General features: G+C 64.7%; 24 protein-coding genes. 10 read left to right on the plus strand and 14 right to left on the minus strand.

The genetic code is table 11. From position 1 onward, the window contains the following. Window position 1 precedes the first annotated feature (1 nt). Genes crcB through clpS form a run of 3 tightly spaced genes read left to right on the plus strand, consistent with a single transcriptional unit; the run spans window position 2 to window position 1,123 of the window. The gene (crcB, locus tag QCM77_RS14070) at window positions 2–430 is read left to right on the plus strand and encodes a fluoride efflux transporter CrcB (RefSeq protein ID WP_279664085.1); all 429 of its coding nucleotides are present in this window, start codon (window positions 2–4) and stop codon (window positions 428–430) included. A gap of 2 nt (window positions 431–432) precedes the next feature. Next, window positions 433–774, plus strand: a complete 342-nt coding sequence (locus tag QCM77_RS14075) for a putative PII-like signaling protein (RefSeq protein ID WP_279664087.1) — start codon at window positions 433–435, stop codon at window positions 772–774. A gap of 43 nt (window positions 775–817) precedes the next feature. Further along, the gene (gene clpS, locus QCM77_RS14080; RefSeq protein ID WP_279664089.1) at window positions 818–1,123 is read left to right on the plus strand and encodes an ATP-dependent Clp protease adapter ClpS; all 306 of its coding nucleotides are present in this window, start codon (window positions 818–820) and stop codon (window positions 1,121–1,123) included. A gap of 3 nt (window positions 1,124–1,126) precedes the next feature. Here the strand turns inward: clpS and QCM77_RS14085 are convergent, their stop codons facing one another. The 4 genes from QCM77_RS14085 to fabI form a co-directional block, all read right to left on the minus strand. Then, window positions 1,127–2,317, minus strand: a complete 1,191-nt coding sequence (locus tag QCM77_RS14085) for an adenylate/guanylate cyclase domain-containing protein (RefSeq protein ID WP_279683978.1) — start codon at window positions 2,315–2,317, stop codon at window positions 1,127–1,129. A gap of 80 nt (window positions 2,318–2,397) precedes the next feature. Further along, entirely contained in the window at window positions 2,398–3,486 is a 1,089-nt protein-coding gene (gene aroC / locus QCM77_RS14090; RefSeq protein WP_279664091.1) for a chorismate synthase, read from the minus strand. Window positions 3,487–3,575: 89 nt separating this feature from the next. After that, window positions 3,576–4,169 (minus strand): histidine phosphatase family protein, encoded by a 594-nt coding sequence (locus QCM77_RS14095; RefSeq protein WP_279664093.1) that lies wholly within the window; start codon window positions 4,167–4,169, stop codon window positions 3,576–3,578. A 20-nt stretch (window positions 4,170–4,189) separates the two neighbouring features. Beyond that, window positions 4,190–5,005 (minus strand): enoyl-ACP reductase FabI, encoded by an 816-nt coding sequence (fabI, locus tag QCM77_RS14100; protein ID WP_092259949.1) that lies wholly within the window; start codon window positions 5,003–5,005, stop codon window positions 4,190–4,192. Window positions 5,006–5,178: 173 nt separating this feature from the next. Between fabI and QCM77_RS14105 the strand changes: the two genes are divergently transcribed. Both QCM77_RS14105 and QCM77_RS14110 read left to right on the plus strand, forming a co-directional pair. Beyond that, window positions 5,179–5,667: a sigma-70 family RNA polymerase sigma factor gene (locus QCM77_RS14105; RefSeq protein ID WP_211382502.1), complete on the plus strand. Its 489-nt coding sequence runs from the start codon at window positions 5,179–5,181 to the stop codon at window positions 5,665–5,667. A gap of 106 nt (window positions 5,668–5,773) precedes the next feature. Further along, entirely contained in the window at window positions 5,774–6,544 is a 771-nt protein-coding gene (locus tag QCM77_RS14110) for an anti-sigma factor family protein (RefSeq protein ID WP_279664094.1), read from the plus strand. Window positions 6,545–6,871: 327 nt separating this feature from the next. On the opposite strand, the gene QCM77_RS14115 is transcribed toward QCM77_RS14110, so the two are convergent. Beyond that, a complete protein-coding gene (locus tag QCM77_RS14115; protein WP_279664095.1) occupies window positions 6,872–7,834 on the minus strand; it encodes a DnaJ C-terminal domain-containing protein in 963 nt (320 codons plus the stop codon). A 109-nt stretch (window positions 7,835–7,943) separates the two neighbouring features. Further along, a complete protein-coding gene (locus tag QCM77_RS14120; RefSeq protein ID WP_347882369.1) occupies window positions 7,944–8,351 on the minus strand; it encodes an RT0821/Lpp0805 family surface protein in 408 nt (135 codons plus the stop codon). Window positions 8,352–8,464: 113 nt separating this feature from the next. On the opposite strand from QCM77_RS14120, the gene pdxH reads away from it, so the two are divergent. Together pdxH and QCM77_RS14130 are read left to right on the plus strand one after the other, a co-directional pair. Then, window positions 8,465–9,106, plus strand: coding sequence for a pyridoxamine 5'-phosphate oxidase (gene pdxH, locus QCM77_RS14125; RefSeq protein WP_279664097.1), 642 nt, complete (start codon window positions 8,465–8,467; stop codon window positions 9,104–9,106). Between the two features lie 26 nt (window positions 9,107–9,132). Then, window positions 9,133–9,885, plus strand: coding sequence for an SDR family NAD(P)-dependent oxidoreductase (locus tag QCM77_RS14130; protein WP_279664098.1), 753 nt, complete (start codon window positions 9,133–9,135; stop codon window positions 9,883–9,885). Between the two features lie 50 nt (window positions 9,886–9,935). Here the strand turns inward: QCM77_RS14130 and QCM77_RS14135 are convergent, their stop codons facing one another. The 3 genes from QCM77_RS14135 to QCM77_RS14145 form a co-directional block, all read right to left on the minus strand. Then, window positions 9,936–10,526 carry a Uma2 family endonuclease gene (locus tag QCM77_RS14135; RefSeq protein WP_279664099.1) on the minus strand — a complete coding sequence of 197 codons (591 nt, stop codon included), beginning with the start codon at window positions 10,524–10,526 and terminating at the stop codon, window positions 9,936–9,938. Between the two features lie 234 nt (window positions 10,527–10,760). Then, window positions 10,761–10,979, minus strand: coding sequence for a hypothetical protein (locus tag QCM77_RS14140; protein ID WP_279664100.1), 219 nt, complete (start codon window positions 10,977–10,979; stop codon window positions 10,761–10,763). A 186-nt stretch (window positions 10,980–11,165) separates the two neighbouring features. Continuing rightward, on the minus strand, window positions 11,166–12,143 hold the full coding sequence (locus QCM77_RS14145; protein ID WP_279664101.1) for a magnesium transporter CorA family protein: 978 nt from the start codon (window positions 12,141–12,143) through the stop codon (window positions 11,166–11,168). 339 nt (window positions 12,144–12,482) lie between these two features. Between QCM77_RS14145 and QCM77_RS14150 the strand changes: the two genes are divergently transcribed. After that, window positions 12,483–13,169 (plus strand): L,D-transpeptidase, encoded by a 687-nt coding sequence (locus tag QCM77_RS14150; RefSeq protein ID WP_279664102.1) that lies wholly within the window; start codon window positions 12,483–12,485, stop codon window positions 13,167–13,169. A 36-nt stretch (window positions 13,170–13,205) separates the two neighbouring features. Here the strand turns inward: QCM77_RS14150 and QCM77_RS14155 are convergent, their stop codons facing one another. Beyond that, window positions 13,206–14,336 carry an extensin family protein gene (locus QCM77_RS14155; RefSeq protein WP_279683979.1) on the minus strand — a complete coding sequence of 377 codons (1,131 nt, stop codon included), beginning with the start codon at window positions 14,334–14,336 and terminating at the stop codon, window positions 13,206–13,208. A gap of 65 nt (window positions 14,337–14,401) precedes the next feature. On the opposite strand from QCM77_RS14155, the gene QCM77_RS14160 reads away from it, so the two are divergent. After that, window positions 14,402–16,030 (plus strand): fatty-acid--CoA ligase, encoded by a 1,629-nt coding sequence (locus QCM77_RS14160; protein ID WP_279683980.1) that lies wholly within the window; start codon window positions 14,402–14,404, stop codon window positions 16,028–16,030. Between the two features lie 224 nt (window positions 16,031–16,254). Further along, a complete protein-coding gene (locus tag QCM77_RS14165; protein ID WP_279664105.1) occupies window positions 16,255–17,109 on the plus strand; it encodes a DUF1499 domain-containing protein in 855 nt (284 codons plus the stop codon). A 7-nt stretch (window positions 17,110–17,116) separates the two neighbouring features. On the opposite strand, the gene QCM77_RS14170 is transcribed toward QCM77_RS14165, so the two are convergent. From QCM77_RS14170 to QCM77_RS14185, 4 genes are all read right to left on the minus strand, one after another. Then, window positions 17,117–18,040, minus strand: a complete 924-nt coding sequence (locus QCM77_RS14170) for an MBL fold metallo-hydrolase (RefSeq protein WP_279664106.1) — start codon at window positions 18,038–18,040, stop codon at window positions 17,117–17,119. Window positions 18,041–18,219: 179 nt separating this feature from the next. Beyond that, window positions 18,220–19,434: an acyl-CoA dehydrogenase gene (locus QCM77_RS14175; RefSeq protein ID WP_275171744.1), complete on the minus strand. Its 1,215-nt coding sequence runs from the start codon at window positions 19,432–19,434 to the stop codon at window positions 18,220–18,222. A 137-nt stretch (window positions 19,435–19,571) separates the two neighbouring features. Further along, window positions 19,572–20,648, minus strand: a complete 1,077-nt coding sequence (ribB, locus tag QCM77_RS14180) for a 3,4-dihydroxy-2-butanone-4-phosphate synthase (protein ID WP_279664107.1) — start codon at window positions 20,646–20,648, stop codon at window positions 19,572–19,574. Window positions 20,649–20,826: 178 nt separating this feature from the next. After that, window positions 20,827–22,557 carry a cation:proton antiporter gene (locus QCM77_RS14185; RefSeq protein ID WP_279683981.1) on the minus strand — a complete coding sequence of 577 codons (1,731 nt, stop codon included), beginning with the start codon at window positions 22,555–22,557 and terminating at the stop codon, window positions 20,827–20,829. Between the last annotated feature and the right edge of the window lie 11 nt (window positions 22,558–22,568).

The following is a 22,568-nucleotide window of genomic DNA, read 5'->3' on the forward strand; positions in this document are numbered from 1 at the left end:
GATGAAGTCCCCCTCCTCTGCCGATCGCTGGCGCACCGCGATGCTCTATGCCTGGGTTGCGGCCGGCAGCACCGTCGGCGGGCTGACGCGTTATCTGGTCGGACTTGCGCTCGACACCGGCCCCGGCTTCCCCGTCGCGACGCTGTTCATCAACGCAACGGGCTCGCTGATCATCGGCTTCTACGCGACGCTGACCGGGCCCGACGGCCGCGTGCTGGCACGGCCCGAGCACCGGCAGTTCGTCATGACCGGTTTCTGCGGCGGCTTCACGACCTTTTCAACCTTTAGCCTGGAGACCTTCCGCCTGTTCCACGACGGCATGAAATATACGGCGCTCGCCTATATCGCGGCGTCTGTCATCTGCTGGCTGGTGTCGGTGTGGCTCGGCCATATGATGGCCAGCCGCACCAACCGCTTGACAAGGAGCTGACCATGCAAATCCCCAATCAGGCCGTTTCGCTCCGGATCTTCATTGGCGAGAGCGACCATTTCGACGGCAAGCCGCTCTATGAAGCGATCGTGATGACGGCGCGCGAGCGGCATCTGGCCGGCGCCACCGTGTTGCGCGGCCCCATGGGCTTCGGCAAGTCGAGCCGGCTGCACACTTCAAAAATTCTGCGGCTCTCGGAAGACCTGCCGCTGCTGATCGAGATCGTCGACAGCGAGGACAACGTCAACGCATTCCTGCCCATCCTGGATGGCATGATGTCGAGCGGCCTGATCACCTTGGAGAAGGTGCAGGTCCTGCAATATGGTGAGAAGGCCGCGCGCTGAGCGCGCCGGCAGGAACCCGAACCCGCCGTATCCGGGAGGCGGAATGAACGATACCGTCATCAAGCCGAAAACCAGGACGAAGACCAAGGTCGAGCGGCCGAAGCTGCACAAGGTCATCCTGATCAACGACGACTTCACGCCGCGCGAATTCGTCACGATGATCCTCAAGGCCGAGTTCCGCATGACCGAGGATCAGGCTTATAAAGTCATGATCACGGCGCACAAGTTAGGAGCCTGCGTGGTCGCCGTGTTCACCAGGGACGTCGCCGAGACCAAGGCCACCCGCGCCACCGACGCCGGCCGCACCAAGGGCTATCCGCTGCTGTTCACGACGGAGCCGGAGGAATAGCGCTCAGTCGACCAGCACCGACGCTTCATCCGCCAGCCCGTATACGCGCTGCGCCTTGGAAAATCCCGCGATCGGGAATTCGCCGAGCTCGTGCCAGTCGTGGTAGCAGACCTTGGCAAACCCTTCCGAGGCCACGACGGTCCGCCCCAGGCGGCCCGTGATCTTCTCGAGCCTTGCGGCGAGATTGACCGCGGGGCCGATGCAGGTGAAGTCGAGCCGGTTGCCGCCGCCGATATTGCCGTAGAGGATGTTGCCGACGTGGAGCGCGACGCCGAAGCGGAAGCGCTCGATGACGTCGCCGACCGGAAAGGCGAGCGCCTCGACGCTGGCGCGGGATTCGCGCGCCGCCTCCAGCACGCGCGTGCAGACATGGGCGGCATCGCCGACATATTCGTCGATAGGGAACACCGCGAGCAGCCCGTCGCCCATGAATTTCAGCACCTCGCCGCCATGGCCCCGGATCGCAGTGACCTGGCAGTCGAAATAATGGTTGAGGATCTCGACCACGGTCTCGGCCGGCAGCCGGTCCGACAGCGCGGTGAAGCCGCGCAGGTCGGAGAGCCAGATCGCAGCCTGCATGGTGTCGTTGTGGCCGCGGCGGATCTGGCCGCCGAGGATGCGCGCGCCGGCACGGTTGCCGACATAGGTGTCGAGCAGCATCTCGGCGGTGCGGCGCAAGCTGATGATCTCGGCGACGCGCGCAAGCGGCGTCACGATGCAGCGGATCGCAGCGATCTGGTCGTCGCTGAAGCCACCGGGATGCCGTGTCACCCAACTCGTCGCATGGACCGAGCCGTCGAGAAACGGCAGCGGCACAGCGATATAGTCGGTCGCCCCTTCGGCCCGCATGTCGTTGATGAACGGAAATCGCTCGCTGTCGGGATCGTCGACGCGGCCCCTGACCTCGATCCCCTGCTCGAACACGATCCGAAGCGGGCTCCGGGCGAATTCGGGCGTGTCCAGGATCTCGAAATCGACGGTGCCGATTTCGACCTTCTCGCCCTGCCGCCAGATGAAGTTGCGGCCGAAGATCTCCGGATGCAGCGTGCGGATGAAGATGCCGAACCGCCATAACGGCAAGCCGGCTTCGACCAGATGTTCGCAGACGTCTGCGATCATCTCCGCCGGGGTCCCCGACGACCTTGCGCCGTCGATCAGCCAGTTGGTGATGCGTTGGAGCTCGGAGCTTTCCATGTCCGCATTTGCGGACGAAGTTGTGGGATCGTCAAGCTGCGCGGTGGGCTAGTGGCGCGACACAAGCGCCCCGCGCAGCGCTAGCGCCCGACCTGCCCGCGGTCGCGCAGGAAATGATCCGCCAGCACGCAGGCCATCATGGCTTCGCCGACGGGGACGGCGCGGATGCCGACGCAGGGATCGTGGCGGCCCTTCGTGAAGATCTCGGTGTCGGCGCCGTTGCGGTCGACGGTCAGGCGCGGCTGCAGGATCGAGGAGGTCGGCTTCACCGCAAAGCGCACCACCACCGGCTGTCCGGTGGAGATGCCGCCCAGCACGCCGCCGGCGTGGTTGGACAGAAAGCGCGTGCCGTCATTGCCGGTGCGCATCTCGTCGGCGTTCTCTTCGCCGGTGAGTTCGGCCGCGCCAAAGCCCGCGCCGATCTCGACGCCCTTCACCGCGTTGATGCTCATCATCGCGGAAGCGAGCTCAGCATCGAGCTTGGCGTAGATCGGCGCACCCAATCCCGCCGGCACGCCCTCGGCGACGATCTCGAGCACCGCGCCGATCGAGGAGCCGCTCTTGCGGATGCCGTCGAGATAGGTCTCGAAGAACGCGGCCTTGTCCTTGTCGGGACAAAAGAACGGATTTTTCGCAATCTCGTCCCAGTCCCACTTCTCGCGGTCGATCTTGTGCGGGCCCATCTGCACCAGCGCGCCGCGCACCCTGACGGCGGGCAGCACTTTTCGCGCGATCGCGCCGGCGGCAACGCGCGTCGCGGTTTCGCGCGCGGAGGAGCGGCCACCACCACGATAATCGCGCAGGCCGTACTTCGCTTCATAGGTGAAGTCGGCGTGGCCCGGTCGAAACTTGTCCTTGATCTCGGAATAGTCCTTCGAGCGCTGGTCGGTGTTCTCGATCAGCAGCCCGATCGGCGTGCCCGTCGTCACCTGTACGCCGGTCTCCGGATGCGCCATCACGCCGGAGAGGATCTTGACCTGGTCCGGCTCCTGGCGCTGGGTCGTGAAGCGCGACTGGCCGGGCCGGCGGCGATCGAGATCACCCTGGATGTCGGCCTCGACGAGCGGGATCATGGGCGGGCAGCCGTCGACCACGCAGCCGATCGCCACCCCATGGCTCTCGCCGAAGGTCGTGACGCGGAACATGTGGCCGAAGGTGTTGAAGGACATCGCTGCTCGCTGGCTCGGTTCCCGCGTGTGGTAACGCGCGGGGCGCCGGGGGTCAAACCCGCAGCCCGCCACAGGAGACGGCGGGCCGCTTAACTAAACTTCTCCAGCCGCCCGTCGCGGAACACGTAGACAGCGCCCTGCTCGATATAAAGCTCGGCGGCGCTCGCCGGCGTCTCCAGGCCGAGTGAAACCATCAGGGCCCGGCAGGTCCCGCCGTGGGCGACCGCGACGGTGTCGGTCCGGAGCTGGTCGTACCAGGCGCGCACGCGGACCTGCACATCGGCGTAAGTCTCCCCGCCCGCGGGGCCCACCGTCCATTTGTCGGCGAGGCGCCGGGCATAGATTTCGGGATCGGAGGCCTCGCTCTCGGCCAGCGTCAGTCCCTCCCAGGTGCCGTAGCCGATCTCACGCAGGCGATCATCGAGCGCATAGTCCGTCACCGGCAGTTCGAGCCTGCCGCGCGCAAGTTCCATGGTCATGCGCGCGCGGCCAAGCGGGCTCGACACGTAGGGTAACGCAGCCTTGTCGCGGCCGTCGCGCTTGAACAGATCGGCGAGAATGCCGCCGGCCTGCACGGCCTGACCGCGACCGCGCGCATTCAGCGGAATGTCCTTGATGCCCTGAAGCCTCCCGAGCGCATTCCACTCGGTCTCGCCGTGGCGAAGATAATAGATCGTGGGCACGGGCGTTCCAGATTCAGAAACTAATCCTTCCCACCGAACGAAATGTCCGGCGCGTCCGGGCGCTTCATGCCGAGCACGTGATAGCCGGAATCGACGTGGTGCACCTCGCCGGTGACGCCGCGCGAGAGGTCGGACAGGAAATACAGCGCGCTGCCGCCGACGTCTTCAGTGGACACGTTGCGCCGCATCGGCGCGTTGGCCTCGTTCCACTTCAGGATATATCTGAAATCGCCGATGCCGGACGCCGCGAGCGTCTTGATCGGCCCGGCCGAGATCGCGTTGACGCGGATGTTCTTCTCGCCGAGATCGGCGGCGAGATAGCGCACGCTCGCTTCGAGCGCCGCTTTCGCGACGCCCATGACGTTGTAATGCGGCATCCACTTCTCGGCGCCGTAATAGCTGAGCGTGATGAGCGAGCCGCCGTCGGTCATCAGCTTCTCGGCGCGCTGCGCCACAGCCGTGAACGAGTAGCAGGAGATCAGCATGGACTTCGAAAAATTCTCCTGCGTGGTGTCGACGTAGCGGCCGTCGAGCTGCTCGCCATAGGCGATCGCATGCACCAGGAAGTCGATCTTGCCCCACTTCTCCTTCAGCACCGCGAAGGCCGCATCGATGGTCGCAGCATCGGTGACGTCGCAATGGCCGAGCACGAGCCCGCCGATCTCGGCGGCGAGCGGCTCGACGCGCTTCTTCAGCGCATCGCCCTGATAGGTGAAGGCGAGCTCGGCGCCGGCCGCGTGGCATGCCTTGGCGATGCCCCAGGCGATCGAGCGGTTGTTGGCAACGCCGAGGACCACGCCCCGTTTGCCCTGCATCAGACCTGAATTCTGCGCCATTTTGCTAACGTCCCGTCGAGCTCTCGGTAAGGTTTGGAGGTACACCAGCCCTCCGTTGCGGTACAGTCCTAATACGCGGCGTTAACGCTGTTTCAAGCGCCGGAATAGCCGTTCCGGTCGGGTGTTATGATCGTTGTGGCGCTCGCGCCGAACATCAGGACGTCAAGACGGCAATGAGTGCGTTTCGCCAGAGTGTTGAAGCCATGATCCCGGCGTTGCGCCGCTACGCCCGCGCGCTCACGCGCGAGGCGGATGCGGCCGACGATCTGGTGCAGGATACGTTGGTGCGGGCGCTGCGTTCGGAGCGCCTGTTCCTCGGGGGCGACGTCAGGAGCTGGCTCTACACGATCCTGACCAACCTCAACAAGAACCGGCGGCGCTCGCTGGCACGGCGCCCGCAATTCATGCAGCTGACGGAGAACAACCCGGATGCCAGCGGGACCGAAGCCGAAGGGCGCGATATCGAGAAGGCGCTGGCGACGCTCGTCGAGGAGCAACGCTCGGTACTGCTCCTGGTGATGCTGGAGGGCATGAGCTACCGCGAGGTCGCCGACATCCAGGGCGTGCCGATCGGCACCGTGATGTCGCGCCTGGCACGCGCCCGCGCCCACGTTAAAGCCTCGCTGGAGGGCGAGCGCCCGGCGCTCAGGCGGGTGAAATGATGGCAAGATTGATGCATCGCGCATGTCGCTTCCCCTGCATGGCGTGGGAAGCGGCGCAGTCGAACCACGAAGAACATTTTGGGCCGCAGAGCCAGAGACGACCGATATGAACGACCGCAATATCCCAGTGACCGAGGACGAACTGCACGCCTATGTCGACGGCGAGCTGCCGGCCGAGCGCCGCGCCGACGTCGAGGCCTGGCTTGCCGCGCAGCCTGAGGATGCCGAGCGCGTGCAGTCCTGGCGCGCCATGGCCGAGATGCTGCACACCCGCTACGATTCCGTTGCCCAGGAGCCGGTGCCGGCGCGGCTGGAGCTCGAGCGGCTGGAACGCCGCCCGCGGCACTGGCTCTATGGCGCCGCCGCAGCCGTGCTGGTGGCCTTCGTCGCCGGCGGCACCGCCGGCTGGCTGGCGCACGGCGCCGCCAACGCACCCTCGACCTTCCAGAGTTTTACGACCGACGCGCTCGACGCCCACCGCCTCTATGTCGTCGAGGTTCGCCACCCCGTCGAGGTCGGCGGCAACGAGCGCGACCACCTCCAGGCCTGGCTGACCAGACGCTGCGGCTGGACCGTGTTCGCGCCGAACCTGGAGGCGAGCGGACTGAAGCTCGTCGGCGGCCGGCTCTTGCCGGGGCCGAGCGGCCCGGCCTCGTTCCTGATGTATGAGGGCGCCTCTGGCGAGCGGTACACGATCTACACCGCCAAGACCGAGAACGGCGCGACGCAGATGCGCTACGCCAGAACGGACAAGGACGGGGCGTTGTTCTGGGCCGAGCGCGGCGTCGGTTACGTCGTCAGCGGTGGCGGCGACCGCGACCGGCTGACCAAAGTGGCGCAGGCGGTTTACGACCAGGCAGAGAAAAACGGCAGCTAGACAACCACGCAAGCGCGGTGCCTCGATTCCGACATTGAAAATTTGGAATCAGGACATCGGCGCGTCTCATTATAGCACCGGATGATCACGCGAAAATGAGCAGCGTTCGATCCGCCGATCGACGCGGGCGGCCTCGATTGGGGTTTTTGGTACCGCGCTGGTCCCCCTCTCGAGGCCGCACCTTTTTATCGGCTGCCCCGCCGGACAGCCGACACGTCGAGCACGTGAGCCGAGAAGGGCTATCACGCCTCGGGCGTATGATGAGCATCATCTCCATGGACGACGCTCTCAGTCTTTAGGAGAACCCCTTCAGCTGCCGATCTCGCCCTAACCGAGCCCGCTACGTGGATTGTAGGGGTGCTGGTCCCGCCACTTTTCCATCAATGCTTCAAGCTCGGCGTCGTTCCCGTCCGGTAGCATAATCCTGATGGTGACGAAGAGATCCCCGGTTCCGCCAGATTTTGGCAATCCCTTGCCCTTGAGGCGGAAGGTCCGGCCGCTGGAGGTGTTTTTCGGGACCGACAACTCCACGGCATTGCCGAGGGTGGGCACGCGGATCTTGCCGCCAAGCACCGCCTCATAGAGCGTGACCGGCAGGTCGATCCTGAGGTCGGCGCCCTCGATCTTGAAGAACGCGTGCGGTGCAACGGTAATCGTGATCAGAAGATCGCCTGGCGGATGGCCCTGCGCGGTCTCGCCCTGCCCCTTCAGCCGGATCTGCTGGCCGCTGACGACGCCGACCGGAATCTTGACGTTGAGTTCCTTGCCTGTCGGCAACCGGACGCGCTTCTCTCCGCCCTGCACCGACTCTTCCAGCGAGACGGTCATGGCGACGTTCAGGTCGAGATCGACCCCGATCCCGCCGGTGTCGAATTCGAATTGCCCTGCGCCGCCGGCCCCGGGCCGCGGACGCTGCCCACCGCCGAACATGCTGTTGAGAATGTCCTCGAACGCGCCGCCGCCCTGACCAGGGCCCGCGCCGCCAGCGCGGAACGTATAGCTCTCGAACCCGCCGGGACCGGCGCGACCGCGCGGTCCGCCGCCACCCGGAAAACCCTGGAAGCGCGGCTTGCCGTCGGCGTCGATCTCGCCGCGGTCGAACTGCTTGCGCTTGTCCTCGTCGCCGATGATCTCGTTCGCCGAATTGATCTCGGAGAAGCGCTCGGCGGCCTTCGGGTCGTCCTTGTTGCTGTCGGGATGATGCTTCTTGGCAAGCTTGCGATAGGCGCTCTTGATCGCGGCAGCATTGGCGCTCCGCGGCACCCCCAAGACCTCATAGGGGTCGCGCATCCGTCACGTCTCCTTCAAGAAATCGAATTGTTCAAAGGGCTCCCCGCCCCACCTGAGCCTCATGTGGGGGGCGAGTGGTATTTTTGCAACTAGCCTGGTGAAGCGATTCCTAGCTCCGCCACGGCTTTAGCGTATGAATCTCCCAACGGCCACGGCTGCTTTGGCAGCCGGCACCCTGGAGCCAGCTTTCGGTGCCACCGTTGACGTAGCTCGCCAGGAAGTCGCGGCACTTGCGGCCGTCCTCGGCGGCATAGGATTGCGCGATCGGCGTGACCGAACCGCGCGCCCCGGTTTCCGGATTCTCCCAATGCTGGCTGGAATCCTTGTCGCCCTTGCTGAGGACGTCGGAGGCGGCGTTGCGGGCGAAGGCGAGATCGGTTTCGGTCGGGGGCGCCTCCTTGGCCAGCATTGCGATCGAGCCGGTGAGGTCGCTGTCGTTGGCCTTGGCGTAGGCACTCTTGTCATTGCGGGAAAAGCTGCAACCGCCGGTGCCGAGCCCGATCAGAATGATCGTCATGACGAAGCCGGACGGACGGATCGCCGATAGGCCAACGCGTCCCCATACCCTATATAGGGCGGTAGCGGACAACAACGCGTTTTGGACCGCGGGACGCAACTCGGACTCCAGACATGACCGACACGACCTCGATGAAACACCAGACACCCTTAACATCCGGTGATTTCACCGCCGCCGACGAGCCTTTTGTGCTGTTCGAGACCTGGCTGAACGAGGCGATCAAGAGCGAGCCGAACGATCCGAACGCCATGGCGCTCGCAACCGTCGACCCGGACGGGCTGCCGGACGTGCGCATGGTGCTGATGAAAGGCTTCGATACCGACGGTTTCGTCTTCTACAGCCACATCGCCAGCCAGAAGGGCCGCGAACTCGCCGCAAATCCTAAGGCCGCGTTACTATTTCACTGGAAGTCGCTGCGCCGTCAGGTCCGCATCCGCGGCAACGTGACGCCGGTGACCGACGCCGAGGCCGACGCCTATTTCGCCACCCGCCCCAAGCAGGCGCAGATCGGCGCCTGGGCGAGCAAGCAGTCGCAAGAGCTCGAGAGCCGCTTCGCCTTCGAGCAGGCGATCGCCAAGGTCGCCGCCAAGCACGTCATCGGCGAGGTGCCGCGTCCGCCGGGCTGGAGCGGCTGGCGCATCACGCCGGCGCGTATCGAGTTCTGGCACGACCGCCCATTCCGCCTGCACGACCGCATCGAATTTCGCCGTGACGCGGCTGGCGAGCCGTGGTCCAAGACGCGGATGTATCCTTAGAGCTTAGGCCGACCTGAAAGATGTCCATGCCGCATTCGTCCAATGCGCCGCGCCGCACGCTGCTCCTGACCGGTGCGAGCCGCGGCATCGGCCATGCCACCGTGATCCGCTTCTCCTCGGCGGGCTGGCGGGTCATCACCTGCTCGCGGCATCCGTTCCCGGAGGATTGTCCCTGGGATGCGGGCCCTGAGGATCACATCCAGGTCGACCTCGCCACCCCCGCCGACACCACGCGTGCGATCTCCGACATCCGCGACCGCCTCGAAGGCGGCATGCTGCATGCGCTCGTCAACAACGCCGCGATCTCGCCGAAGGGCGCCGGCGGCTCCAGGCTCGGCTCGATCGACACCGACCTCGATACCTGGACGCACGTGTTCAACGTCAACTTCTTCGCGCCGATCATGATGGCGCGCGGACTGATCGAGGAGTTGAAGGCGGCCAAGGGCTCGGTGGTGAACGTCACCTCGATCGCGGGCTCGCGGGTGCATCCCTTTGCGGGCGCGGCCTATGCGACCTCCAAGGCCGCACTCGCATCCCTGACACGCGAGATGGCGTCGGATTTCGGCCGCGTCGGCGTGCGCGTCAACGCGATCGCACCGGGTGAGATCGACACCTCGATCCTGTCGCCGGGCACCGAGAAGATCGTCGAGCAGCAGATCCCGCTGCACCGGCTCGGCACGCCCGACGAGGTCGCCAAGATCATCTACGTGCTGTGCACGGACACCTCGTCCTACGTCAACGGCGCCGAGATCCACATCAACGGCGGCCAGCACGTTTAGTCTCTCGTCATCGTTCAAAGGCGGTCAGTTGCGGAGAGTCTGAGAGCGCTTCAAGCGGGGCGCTTCCGGCCACGCCGTGGCTGTAACGGCGTCCCCTCATAGAGATCAGCGACCGCACATTGCAGCCCGAATGCGGGCAGCTTTAATTCGTCGGCCGTACAAAGTGTTTGCGAACTCCAACCACTCGGCGTTCTGGCGTCGAGACGGACCTCCATCCGGTCCTGCTCGATGATGAGCACCGCTTCGCAGGCCGCATGCGCGAGGTAGATGGTTCGCTTGACGTCGATCCACCTCTTCTCGGTGGCGGGCACCCGCGTGTCGTCAGTGGCGGAGACGATCTCTGCCAGCAGATAGGCTCGCTCGACGAACCTCTGGTCCGGTTCGTACTCGGCGTCGATGACGGCAACATCCGGCTCAGGGCGGAATTCGCCCGACCCGAGTTCGATGCCGGGACGCTGCATTGCGATACGACTCTGATCGTGACTCGCCAGCGCGTCATTGAGCAGACGCTCAAGATTTCCCGCGATGCGGTTGTGCGCGATCGTTGGCGGCGTCATCATCATCGGGACACCTCCGACAAGCTCCCAGCGCTCATGGTCCGGACGACCCTCCTGGAACAGGCGGAAGCGCTCGCCGGACATGCGCCCGGTCCTGGTGGGTTCTTTGATTCCAACACCCATCGGCGTCTCCGACGTCACCGCGCGCGAGCCTAATCGGCTCCGCCGCAAACGCCAATAGAGATAAGAAGGGCTGGCAGGGGACGCCACCGTCCCCGTCAGACGCTACGACCCAATGTGGGGAAGAGCTACGGGAACGGAAGCAAGGCGATCCAGACAACGCCGCCGCAAGACCTGGATCGCCCTTCCTTCCGTTCCTCAATCGACTCGAATTCGACGCGACCGATCGCGCGGCCGCGGAGCGGCCACGTCGATTGCAGTCGAGCAGTCGTCGTCGTTCTCACCATCGAGCAGCGGAGCACCACAGTGCCGGCACATGCGCGCCGACATCGACGACGCCTTGCCGTTCGCCAGGACCTGACGATAGTTCGCCAGATCGATGACGTTGCGGGGCGACGTTATGTGTTTTTCAACCATGGCTGTTCCTCGCGGCTAACACGCTGCTTATCGCAGACAAGTTTCGCGCAAACGTTCAGTCCACCGCTCAAATTTTACCGGAGGAATTGGGGCGGCGCGCACACATCGCCGTGCAGCCGCAATCCCGCTCTATTCTGCGACACCAGAGACCGTGTCTCTGCGTCCGGCGTAAGGTCTCGGTAGCTATTACAGCCACTTCTTCCACTTGAAGATCCAGTAGGGAACGATCGCCGCGATCAGCATCAACACCAGCGCGAACGGATAGCCGTGGACCCATTCGAGTTCCGGCATCGACTTGAAATTCATGCCGTAGATCGAGGCGATCAGCGTCGGCGGCATCAGGACAACGGCCATGACCGAAAACAGCTTGATGATGTTGTTCTGCTCGAGATTGACGACACCGAGCATGGCGTCGAGCACGAAGGTGATCTTGCTGGAGAGGTAGGAGGCGTGGTCGGTCAGCGAGGAGACGTCGCGCTGCATGGTCTTGAGCTGCTCGCGCATGTCCTTCGACCATTTCACGCCTTCGACGATCGCCGAGAGGAAGGTGACGACGCGGCCGATCGACACCAGGCTCTCGCGGACCTTGGAGGTCAGGTCGCCCTTGCGGCCGATCGAGATCAGGATTTGCGAGTATTGCTTGGCGTGGCCGTGGCGCTCGCTCTCCGGCTCGAAGATGTCATGGGAGACCTGGTCGATGTCGGCGCCGCAGCGCTCCAGAATGTCGGCACAGCGGTCGATCACCGCGTCCAGCAGTTCCATCAGCACCATCTCGCCGGTGATGGCCGGCGTGCAGGACCGGGCAAGCTTGGCTTCCACCAGCGCGAAGGGCTTTGGCTGATCGTAGCGCACCGTCACCAGGCGGTGGTCGCCGAGGATGAAGGTGACCGCCGTGGTCCGCGGCATGTCGGTATCGGATTGGCACATCAGCGTCGCCGTCATGTAGCGCGCGCTGTTCTCGATATAGAGGCGGCTGGAGATCTCGATCTCCTGCATGTCCTCCCGGGTCGGGATCGCGATCCCCGAGAGCTTCTCCACGGCCTTGTCCTCGGCCGCGGTCGGGTTGACCAGGTCGATCCACACCGCATGCTCCGGCACCGCCGCAAGATCCTCGACGATGGCCTTCTTCAAGATGGAGTCGGAGGGAACGAACACAGAAAACATGCACAACTCCAGCAGGGGCCTGCGACAGAGTGACAGCCCTTAGCGCGATTCTGACAAGTTCAAGATGACAAGCACATTAACGGCGCGTTTGCATTTGTGGCGGCGCGGTGGCTCAACCGTGACACGGAATCGACAGTCGGGCATCGTTTGCCCCAAAACCAGCCCAAGACCGCAAAATTTGCGGCAAAAAAGCCACAGGTGAGGTCTCGCATCGCGGGAAAAGGTCCGAAAGGCTGGAATTGTGGCAGATTTCAACGATAATAGGGGTCAACGGAATCGTGGTCTTTGGGCTTGGCCCAAGCTCCGCGCAAGTTTGTTGTTGTCGATTGGAACCAAATCATGTCGTCGCTGAAAGTTATGCTGGGTATTTTGGCCGCTGGCCTGATGCTGTCGGGCTGCATGCAGGCCACACATTTTGAGGCGACCGACACCAAGGCCTTCAAGCCGAAGGACAAGGAACTTCTTGCCAAGGTCCGGTACGAGAACACCCCGGTCGCAGAGCCGTTCCGCCGCGCCATCGTCGACTACCATCGCAAGGAATCGCCGGGCTCGATCGTGGTCGATTCCGACAATCATTACCTCTACTGGGTGATGGATGGCGGCAAGGCGATCCGCTACGGCATCACGGTCGGCGAAGAGGCCATGGCCTGGTCCGGCATAGCCAAGGTCGGCAGCATGACCGAGTGGCCGGCATGGCATCCGACCCCGGGCGAGATTTCGCGTCTGGGCGTACCGACCTTCGTTGCACCCGGTCCGGACAATCCGATGGGCTCGCGCGCGATGTACCTCTACTCGGGCGGCAAGGACACGCTGTTCCGCATCCACGGTACCAACCAGCCGGAATATATCGGCGCCTCGATTTCGTCGGGCTGTATCCGCATGACCAATGAGGACGCGATCGACCTCTACAGCCGCGTCAAGGTCGGCACGATCGTGGTCGTGCTCGAGCCCAAGCATGGCGACTCGCCCTACAATTCACGCCTCGCGCTCGGCGGCGGCGGAACTGGCCAGGCGGGCAGCTACTGATCCCCTCCTGATCTCTAACATCCAAAAGCGCCGGTTTCACCGGCGCTTTTTTGTTGCCGGCTTGTGCGGCTGAACTTTGTTGCCGTCGACCGCCGCCTTGTCCGCAGCCGCAGAGGATTTCTCCGCCGCCTCGTCATCAGCTCCTTGCTTTGCCTCGGGCTTGGCCGCGACCTCACGTGGCGGCGCTTCCTCGGGCCGCTCCGCCGGCAGAAGCGGGGCGACCTGCGGCAGGGGATCCCAGACATTCCACTGACAGATCCGGTAGTCGTTGCGCCGCTGCGCCAGATCGAGATGGATATGATCCTCGTGGTACCAGTCCGAGCCGGGGCCGAGCACGGTCGAAAAACGCGAGCAGACCGAATGCAGCACGCGCTCGCGCACGTCGCGCGACATGATGCGGTCGGTCAGGCCGATCGACTGCCCGTTGGCGAGCTTGATGGCGCGGACATCGAGGGCGTTGGCCTTGCCGTGCTCGGACAGCATGGCGCCGACAACGCGGTTGCGGCCACGGCACTCGAAGCTGTCGAAATTGTCGAGATCGCTGATGGTCGAACCGAGGCTCGCGGCCAGCGGCACCATGTCCTTGCGCACCCAATCGGCGATCGCTGACGCCATGGTGCAGCGAAGGATCGCCGCTGGCTTGACCGCCACCTTGCGCTTGTCCGGTAGCACGATGGCTTCGAGCCGCACCAGATCCTCACCGCCGCAGGCGCCGGGGCCATGGATGTCCGGGATGGACGGCGCGATAGCGATCTCCTCGGTCAACGCGAGGCGGCAGGCCGAGACCTGCTTCTCGGGCGGCGGCGCGGCCTCGGCGGGCTTGTTGGCGCCAGGCTTGTCCGCGGAAGGATTGTCGGGGGACGGCTTGTCGGGAGAAGGCCTTTCCGGGGAAGCCTTGCCGTCGGTCTCCGGAGGGGCCTCGTCCGATGCTTTGGGGGCCTCCTCGGGGCGTGGTCTCGGGAGCGGGACCTTGGCAGAATGAACCGTCGCGCGCGGCCGTGGTGCAGCAATGCCGAAGATATCCAGCGGGAAAGCATATTTTCGCGCCTCCGCCCTCTCCGCAAGCACCAGCGACAGTCCGAGTGCGGCGGTAACCATTGCCGCGCCGGCGGACATATAGCCGCGACAAGACCATTTGCGGCGAAAGGCCGGCAGGCTAAAACTCATGACAATTCTTTGGCCCAACGCTGAGAGCGACAATCCGCCCAGCGACTTCTCGGAGGAACGACCGAATGCTTGGTTTGATGCAAGACTGGCCCCTGCTCTGCCACCGGATCATCGAACACGCCGCCAGGATTCATGGCAAGCAGGAGGTCGTCACGCGCTCGGTCGAGGGACCGATCCATCGCACCACCTATACCGAGATCCACAAGCGCGCGCTCAAGGTCTCGCAGATGCTGGAGCGCGACGGCATCAAGCTCGGCGACCGTGTCGCAACGATCGCCTGGAACACCTGGCGCCATCTCGAGGTCTGGTACGGCATCATGGGGATCGGCGCCATCTGCCATACCGTCAATCCCCGCCTTTTCCCCGAGCAGATCGCCTGGATCATCAACCATGCGCAGGACCGCATCGTGATGACCGACATCACTTTCATTCCGGTCCTGGAGAAGATCGCCGACAAGCTGACAAGCGTGGAACGCTACGTCGTGCTCACCGACAAGGCGCACATGCCGCAGACGACGTTGAAGAACGTGGTCGCCTACGAGGACTGGATTGCGGAGGCCGACGGCGAATTTAAATGGAAGGACTTTGACGAGAACACGGCGGCCGCGATGTGCTACACCTCCGGCACCACCGGCGATCCCAAGGGCGTGCTGTATTCGCATCGCTCCAACGTGCTGCACGCGCTGATGGCGAACAATGTCGACGCGCTCGGCACCAGCGCCTCCGAGACCATGCTCCCCGTGGTGCCGCTATTCCACGCCAACAGCTGGGGCATCGCCTTCTCCGCGCCCTCGCAGGGCACCAAGCTCGTCATGCCCGGCGCCAAGCTCGACGGCGCCTCGGTCTACGAGCTGCTCTCGACCGAGAGGGTGACACATACCGCCGGCGTGCCCACGGTTTGGCTGATGCTGCTCCAGCACATGACCGCCAACAATCTCAAGCTGCCGGACCTTAAGATGGTGATCTGCGGCGGCTCGGCGATGCCGCGCTCGATGATCAAGGCCTTCCTCGACATGGGCTCGAACGTCCGCCACGCCTGGGGCATGACCGAGATGAGCCCGATCGGCAGCGTCGCGGCGCTGAAGCCGCCGTTCCAGAATGCGACCGGCGAGGCGCGGCTCGACGTGCTCCAGATGCAGGGCTACGCGCCGTTCGCCGTCGAGATGAAGATCACCGACGATGCCGGCAAGGAACTGCCGTGGGACGGCACGACCTTCGGCCGCCTCAAGGTCGCCGGCCCGGCCGTCGCCAAGGCCTATTACCGGGTCGACGCCAACATCCTCGACGAGGACGGCTTCTTCGACACCGGCGACGTCGCGACCATTGACGAAGCCGGCTACATGCGGATCACCGACCGCTCCAAGGACGTGATCAAGTCCGGCGGCGAGTGGATTTCCTCGATCGACCTGGAAAACCTCGCAGTCGGCCATCCCGCCGTAGCGGAAGCCGCCGTGATCGGCGTGTTCCATCCCAAATGGGACGAGCGTCCGCTACTGATCGTGCAGTTGAAGCAGGGCCAGCAGGCCAGCCGCGAAGACATCCTGAAGTTCATGGACGGCAAGATCGCCAAATGGTGGATGCCTGACGACGTCGCCTTCGTCGACGGCATCCCCCATACGGCGACGGGCAAGATCCTGAAGACCGCGCTGCGCGACCAGTTCAAGGAATACCGCTTCCCGAACGCGGCGGCGTAGGGCTCACGCGCCATTCCGGGGCGATGCCAACGGCATCGAACTATGGCGCGCCTTTGCGCATCTGAGAATCTCGAGGTTCCGGGTTCGCCCTTCGGGCGGCCCGGAATTGACGGGCAGTAACAATCCGGTCTCCCTTGAATTTGGCCTCAGGCCGTGGTCTCAACGGCCCATAGTCGTGCCAAATCGGCCGGCACCGCCCCCAAGCCCCCGGCAGAGCTCACCCGATGGCCCGCAGGTTTTCCGCTCCCTATCAGTCGGAGCCCGTGTCCAGCCTCGCGAGCTGGGCGCGCAATCTGGCCGTGTTCGCAGTGGTGGCGGTGGTGGTCTCGATCATCATCCTCCGGTTCGGCTTCCTGGAGATGAAGCCGGCGCTCGCGACCTTCTTCGGCGGGCTCGGGATCGCCGCGCTCTCGATCCTGTTCGGGCTCGCCGGCTTTGCCGCGATCTGGCAGAACGGCTCGCGCGGCATGGCGCGCATCCTGCTCGCCTTTCTGATCGACGGCGCGATCCTCGCTTATCCCGCTTATCTCGGCCTGCAATACCGCAAGCTGCCGGCGATCCACGACATCACCACCGACCCGATCGACCCGCCCCGCTTCGACGCGCTGGCCCGCCTGCGCACCGGCGATGGTGCCAATACCGCTGTGTATGCCGGCCTCTATTCGGCCGAGCAGCAGCGTCACTTCTATCCTGATATCGAGCCGATCGAGCTCGAGATTTCGGCCGACCGCGCCTATGCGATCGCGCTTCAGCTCGTCAACAAGCGCAAATGGCTGGTTATCGACGAGCGCGCGCCGCAGCCGCCGCGCCGCATCGGCCGCATCGAGGCGGTGGCGCGCTCGCCGATCATGGGTTTCCGTGAGGACATCGCGATCCGCGTCGTGCCGGATGGCGACGATTCCCGCGTCGATATCCGCTCCGCCTCGCGCTATTTCGACAGCGACCTCGGCAGCAACGCCGCGCGCGTGAAGAAATTCATCGACGATCTCAACACCGCCGCCGATGCCGACGCACTCAAGCCGGTGAAGAAGACGCCGGTGACGCCGCCGAAGGCGCCGGCGAAGACGGTGAAGAAATGACGGAACGCTAAGCGTTCGCCATTCGATACGTCCCGCCGATCACGGGATCGCCATCCGTCGCCACCACGCCGCGGGCGACCAGGTCTTCCAGATGCGCCAGCACGGAGTAGCCCGCCGCAGTGGTGAGCCTCGGATCGATGCCGATATAGATCGCCCGGACCATGGTCGGGATGTCGGTCTCGCCCTTGGCAAGGCGGTGCAGGATGGAGGCCTCGCGCGCCTTGCGGTGACGGATCAGGAAGCGCACGAAGCGCGGGCCGTCCGGAATTTCGGGGCCGTGGCCGGAGAAATACAGATCCTCCTCGCGCGCGGCGAGACGATCCAGCGATTCCATGTAGTCGATCATCGAGCCGTCGGGCGGCGCCACGATCGAAGTCGACCAGCCCATCACGTGATCGCCGACGAAGTTGAATTTTCGCTCGGGCCAGGCGAACGCGAGGTGATTGGCGGTATGGCCAGGGGTCGCCACGGCCTCGAGCCGCCAGCCGTCTCCTTCGACGACGTCGCCATGGGCGATCCTGATATCGGGCGCGAAGTCGCGATCGGCGCCGGATTCCGGGTTGTGCTTCTCGCTCTCGAAACGCGGGCGCGAGGCGCGGTGCGGGCCTTCGGCATAGACCGGCGCGCCGGTCGCCTGCTTGATCCGCGCGGTGTTCGGCGAATGGTCGCGGTGGGTGTGGGTGACAAAGATATGGCTCACCGTCTCGCCGCTGACAGCATCGAGCAGCGCCGCCGCATGCGCCGCGTCGTCCGGACCGGGATCGATGATCGCGACGTTGCCTCGGCCTACGATGTAGCTGACCGTGCCGGTGAAAGTGAACGGGCTCGGATTGTTACAGAGCACGCGCCGCACGCCGGGGCGGACTTCCTCGACGATGCCGGGCTTGAGCGGAAATTCGCGGTTGAACGGGACGTCGTCGTTGTCGGACATGGGCCTTCCTATTCGTACCGCGACACTCTTCGTCATACCCCGCGAAGGCGTATCCAGTACGCCGCGACGCCCGAGACGAAGATGAGGTCTCTCGGATACTGGATCGTCCGCCTTCGCGGACGATGACAGCAGAGCATATCGGTCACCACCGAACGCCGTGGCCTCTAGAAGCCGTCGCCCTAGAAAAACGCCTGAATGCCCGTGATCGCGCGGCCCAGGATCAGGGCGTGGACGTCGTGGGTGCCCTCGTAGGTGTTGACGGTCTCGAGGTTATGGACGTGGCGCATCACGTGATACTCGATCGAGATGCCGTTGCCGCCGTGCATGTCGCGCGCGACGCGGGCGATGTCGAGCGCCTTGCCGCAATTGTTGCGCTTCATGATCGAGATCATCTCGGGCGCGAACTTGCCCTCGTCCATCAGGCGGCCGACGCGAAGCGAGCCCTGAAGGCCCAGCGCGATCTCGGTCTGCATGTCCGCGAGCTTCTTCTGCACGAGCTGGGTTGCAGCGAGCGGCTTGCCGAACTGCTTGCGGTCGAGCGTGTACTGGCGGGCGCGGTGCATGCAGTCCTCGGCCGCGCCGAGCACGCCCCAGGAAATGCCGTAGCGGGCGCGGTTGAGGCAGCCGAACGGGCCCTTCAGGCCGGAGACGTTGGGCAGCAGCGCGTCTTCCGGAACCACGACGCCGTCCATCACGACCTCGCCGGTGATGGAGGCACGAAGCGACAGCTTGCCGCCGATCTTCGGGGCCGACAGGCCCTTCATGCCCTTCTCCAGCACGAAGCCGCGGATCTGGTTGTCGTGCGCGGCCGACTTGGCCCAGACCACGAACACGTCGGCGATCGGCGCGTTCGAGATCCACATCTTGCTGCCGGTCAGGCGATAGCCGTCCGAAACCTTCTCGGCGCGGGTTTTCATCCCGGCCGGATCGGAGCCGGCGTCAGGCTCGGTCAGCCCGAAGCAGCCGACCCACTCGCCGCTGGCGAGCTTCGGCAGGTACTTCTTGCGCTGGTTCTCGTCGCCATAGGCGTAGATCGGATACATCACCAGCGAGGACTGCACCGAGTTCATCGAGCGGTAGCCGGAATCGACCCGTTCGATTTCGCGCGCGACGAGACCATAGGCGACATAGCCTGCATTGGCGCAGCCATATTCCTCCGGCAGCGTGATGCCGATCAGGCCGAGCTCGCCCATCTCGTTGAAGATCTCGCGGTCGGTCTTCTCTTCGAGATAGGCCTTGGCGACGCGCGGCAGCAGCTTGTCCTGGGCGTAGGCGCGCGCGGTGTCGCGCACCATGCGCTCGTCTTCGGTGAGCTGCTCGTCGAGCAGGAACGGATCGTCCCATTGGAAAGAAGCCGAAGTCGGCTTGTCCTTGGCCTGAGGGCGCGCGGTCATGAAACGTCCTTTCGTCTGGTTCCGTCAAAATTTGCCCGACAAAGTAAAGCGCCGCGGCAACAAGTGCAATTGCGTTGCAGATGTACGGGTCTGCGTGAATCCCGGGGACCTGCGAGGCGCGCCTCGGGATGACAGCGCTAGCTTTCGAGCTGCTCGTTGGCGACGATCTCGATGCCGAAGCCCGACAGGCCCTTGTAGTCGTGCACCGAGGAGGTGAGATGCCGGATCGAGGTGACGCCGAGATCGCGCAGGATCTGCGCACCGACGCCGACTTCGCGCCACTGGCGGTTGCGGTCAGCCTCGGTCGCGCTCTCATCGGGCAGCGGCGCCACGGGGACACCGGCCGCGCCGTCGCGCAGATAGACCAGGACGCCACGGCCGGATTTCTTGAAGTGCTCGAGCACCGCCGCCATGCGCTTGTGGCCGGTGAAGATGTCTTTGACGATGTTCGGCTTGTGGAAGCGCGTCAGGACGTTCTTGCCGTCGCCGACGCCGTTGTAGACGAAGGCGACGTGGGCGATGGAATCGAACGGCGAGCGGTAGGCATAGCCCTGAAGCGGCCCGATCGGGCTCTCGGTGACGAAGGTCGAGACCCGCTCGATCAGCTTCTCGCGCACCTGGCGGTAGGCGATCATGTCGGCGATGGTGACGTGCTTGAGCTTGTGCTGGGCGGCAAAGCGGGCGACCTGCTCACCTTTCATCACGCTGCCGTCGTCGTTCATCAACTCGCTGATGACGCCGACCGGCGGCAGGCCGGAGAGCTTGCACAGATCGACCGCGGCCTCGGTATGGCCGGACCGCAGGAGCACGCCGCCGTCCTTGGCGATCAGCGGGAAGATGTGGCCGGGACGGGCGAAGTCGTTGGCGCCGGCATTGGGATTGGACAGCGCGCGGCAGCACGAGGCGCGCTCCTCGGCCGAGATGCCGGTGCCGCCATCGGGCTTGTAGTCGATCGAGACCGTGAATGCGGTGGTGTGCGCGGAATCGTTGTGGGCCACCATCGGATCGAGCCGCAGGCGGCGCGCATCTTCGGTGGTGATCGGCGCGCAGACGATGCCGGAGGTATGGCGGATGATGAACGCCATCTTCTCGGCGGTGCAGAGCGAGGCTGCGACGATCAGATCGCCCTCGCCCTCGCGGTCCTCATCGTCGGTGACGACCACGAGCTCACCCCGGGCAAAGGCCTGCAAGACTTCCTGGACGTTATCGGGCATTTCCCAATCTCTATCGGTTATGGCCCGGAGGCTTAGCTGGACTTGGGCCGGGGCGCTAGTGTCCTGGACGCAACCGCACATGCCGGGTGGCTGGCCCGTCCGGGGGTTTCAGGCTTGCACCGGGCATACCAGGGATATAGGCGCGGACGAGCTCGGGAAGAAGGGCGGCTAGTCCGCGTCAGGGTAGCACTTCGCGCCGCTCGCCGAGCCGCTGATCGAGCTCGGCACGTTTGTCGGACAGAAGCCCGGCCTGGGCCGCTTCGATCACCGTGAACAGCTCATGGGCGTCGCTGAGCCGGGTCACCGCGACATAGCTGGCTCCGGCCTCGTAGAGCTCGCCGACATCGGCCAGCAGGTCCGCGGTGGCGACGATCAGGGCGGTCGGGTTGAGCGCTCGGACGTGGCGGACCAGTTTTTCGTTGCTGGCGCCCTTGAGCAACGAATCCGGCACGCTGAGGATGACCAGCTCGGACTTGCCGACGCCGGCATGGAGCAGCGTGTCGGCATTGCTGATGTCGCCATAGATCACGTGCAGGCCGCGCGAAAGCAGGGTCTGGTACACATTCGGGTTGAAGTCGACCACCGTGATCTGCTCCAGGAGCGGCGGATTCTGCCGCTCGATCTCGGCCAGCAGCGCGCTCGCCGCACGGAAAAAGCCGAGGATGACGATGCGGCGAGCCTCGCCATGACCGCCCTCGTTCTCCTCCTCGGCATGGCCGTTGCCATGGTCGAGGTCGCGCAGGCCGATCCGCTTCAGGGGGCCGATCGCCCAACGGGTGATCTCGTCGCTGCGGGTCATCACGAAGGTCGAGACCACCGCCAGCACCACGAAGGCGAAGGAGGCTGCATTCGCCGTCTCGGCTGCGATGTGGTGGTCGGCGACGCCGGTCTGGATCACCACCAGCGAGAACTCGGAGATTTGCGCGAGGTTCAGAGCCGGCAACAGGCTGGCGCGCAGGCCCTGCTTCATCAGATAGAGCGGGGCGAAGGTGGTGACGAGGCGGCTCACCACCGTGAACGCCGCGATCAGCAAGGCAAGGCCGATCACGGAAAGGCCGGGCACGGGAATGGTCATGCCGAGCGCGACGAAGAACAGCGTGATGAAGAAGTCGCGAAGCGTGGTGACCTTGGCGGTGACGTCGAGCGCGTAAGGAAAGGTCGAGAGCGAGACGCCGGCGATCAGGGCGCCCATCTCGCGCGACAGCGACAGCCGCTCTGCGGTCTCGGCGACCAGGAAGCACCAGGCGAGCGCGCCGAGCAGGATCAGCTCGGGGCGGCGGGCGATCTGGTGAAACAGGCGCGGCAGCACGTAGCGGCTGACCAGCAGCGCGGCGGCGACCAGCACCGCGACGCGGCCGATCGAAAGCAGGATGACGCTGACCTGGAGATTGGCAAGGCTCGGCTGCACCGCCAGGAACAGGATGGCGAAGATATCCTGGAGCACCAGCACGCCGAGGGTGATGCGGCCGGGCAGCGTGTCGAGCTCGCGCTTCTCGTAGAGCACCTTGACGATGATGACGGTGCTCGACAGCGCGCAGGCGACGCAGAGATAAACCGCATCGAACTGGCCGCCGCCGAGCGACAGGCCGATGCCGACGAAGAACAGCACCCCGAGCAGGCAGCCGCCGACGAGCTGGCCGCCCGCCGCAAACAGGATCACCTTTCCCGCCCGCACGATCTTCTTCAGGTCGATCTCCAGGCCGATCATGAACAGCATGAAGATCAGGCCGAGCTCGGAGATGACGCTGATCGATTCCTGCGACTTGACCCAGCCGGCGCCGAATGGACCTATGCAGAAGCCGGCGATAAGGTAGGCCAGGATCAGCGGTTGCCTGGAGAAGTGGGCAAGCAGGCCCAGCATCCAGGCAAACAGGATACAGAGAGTGATGTCGCGAATGAGCTCGTGCATGCCAGATTGGT

Source organism: Bradyrhizobium nivariense (genome assembly GCF_029846695.2).
In the GTDB taxonomy this organism is placed as follows: domain Bacteria; phylum Pseudomonadota; class Alphaproteobacteria; order Rhizobiales; family Xanthobacteraceae; genus Bradyrhizobium.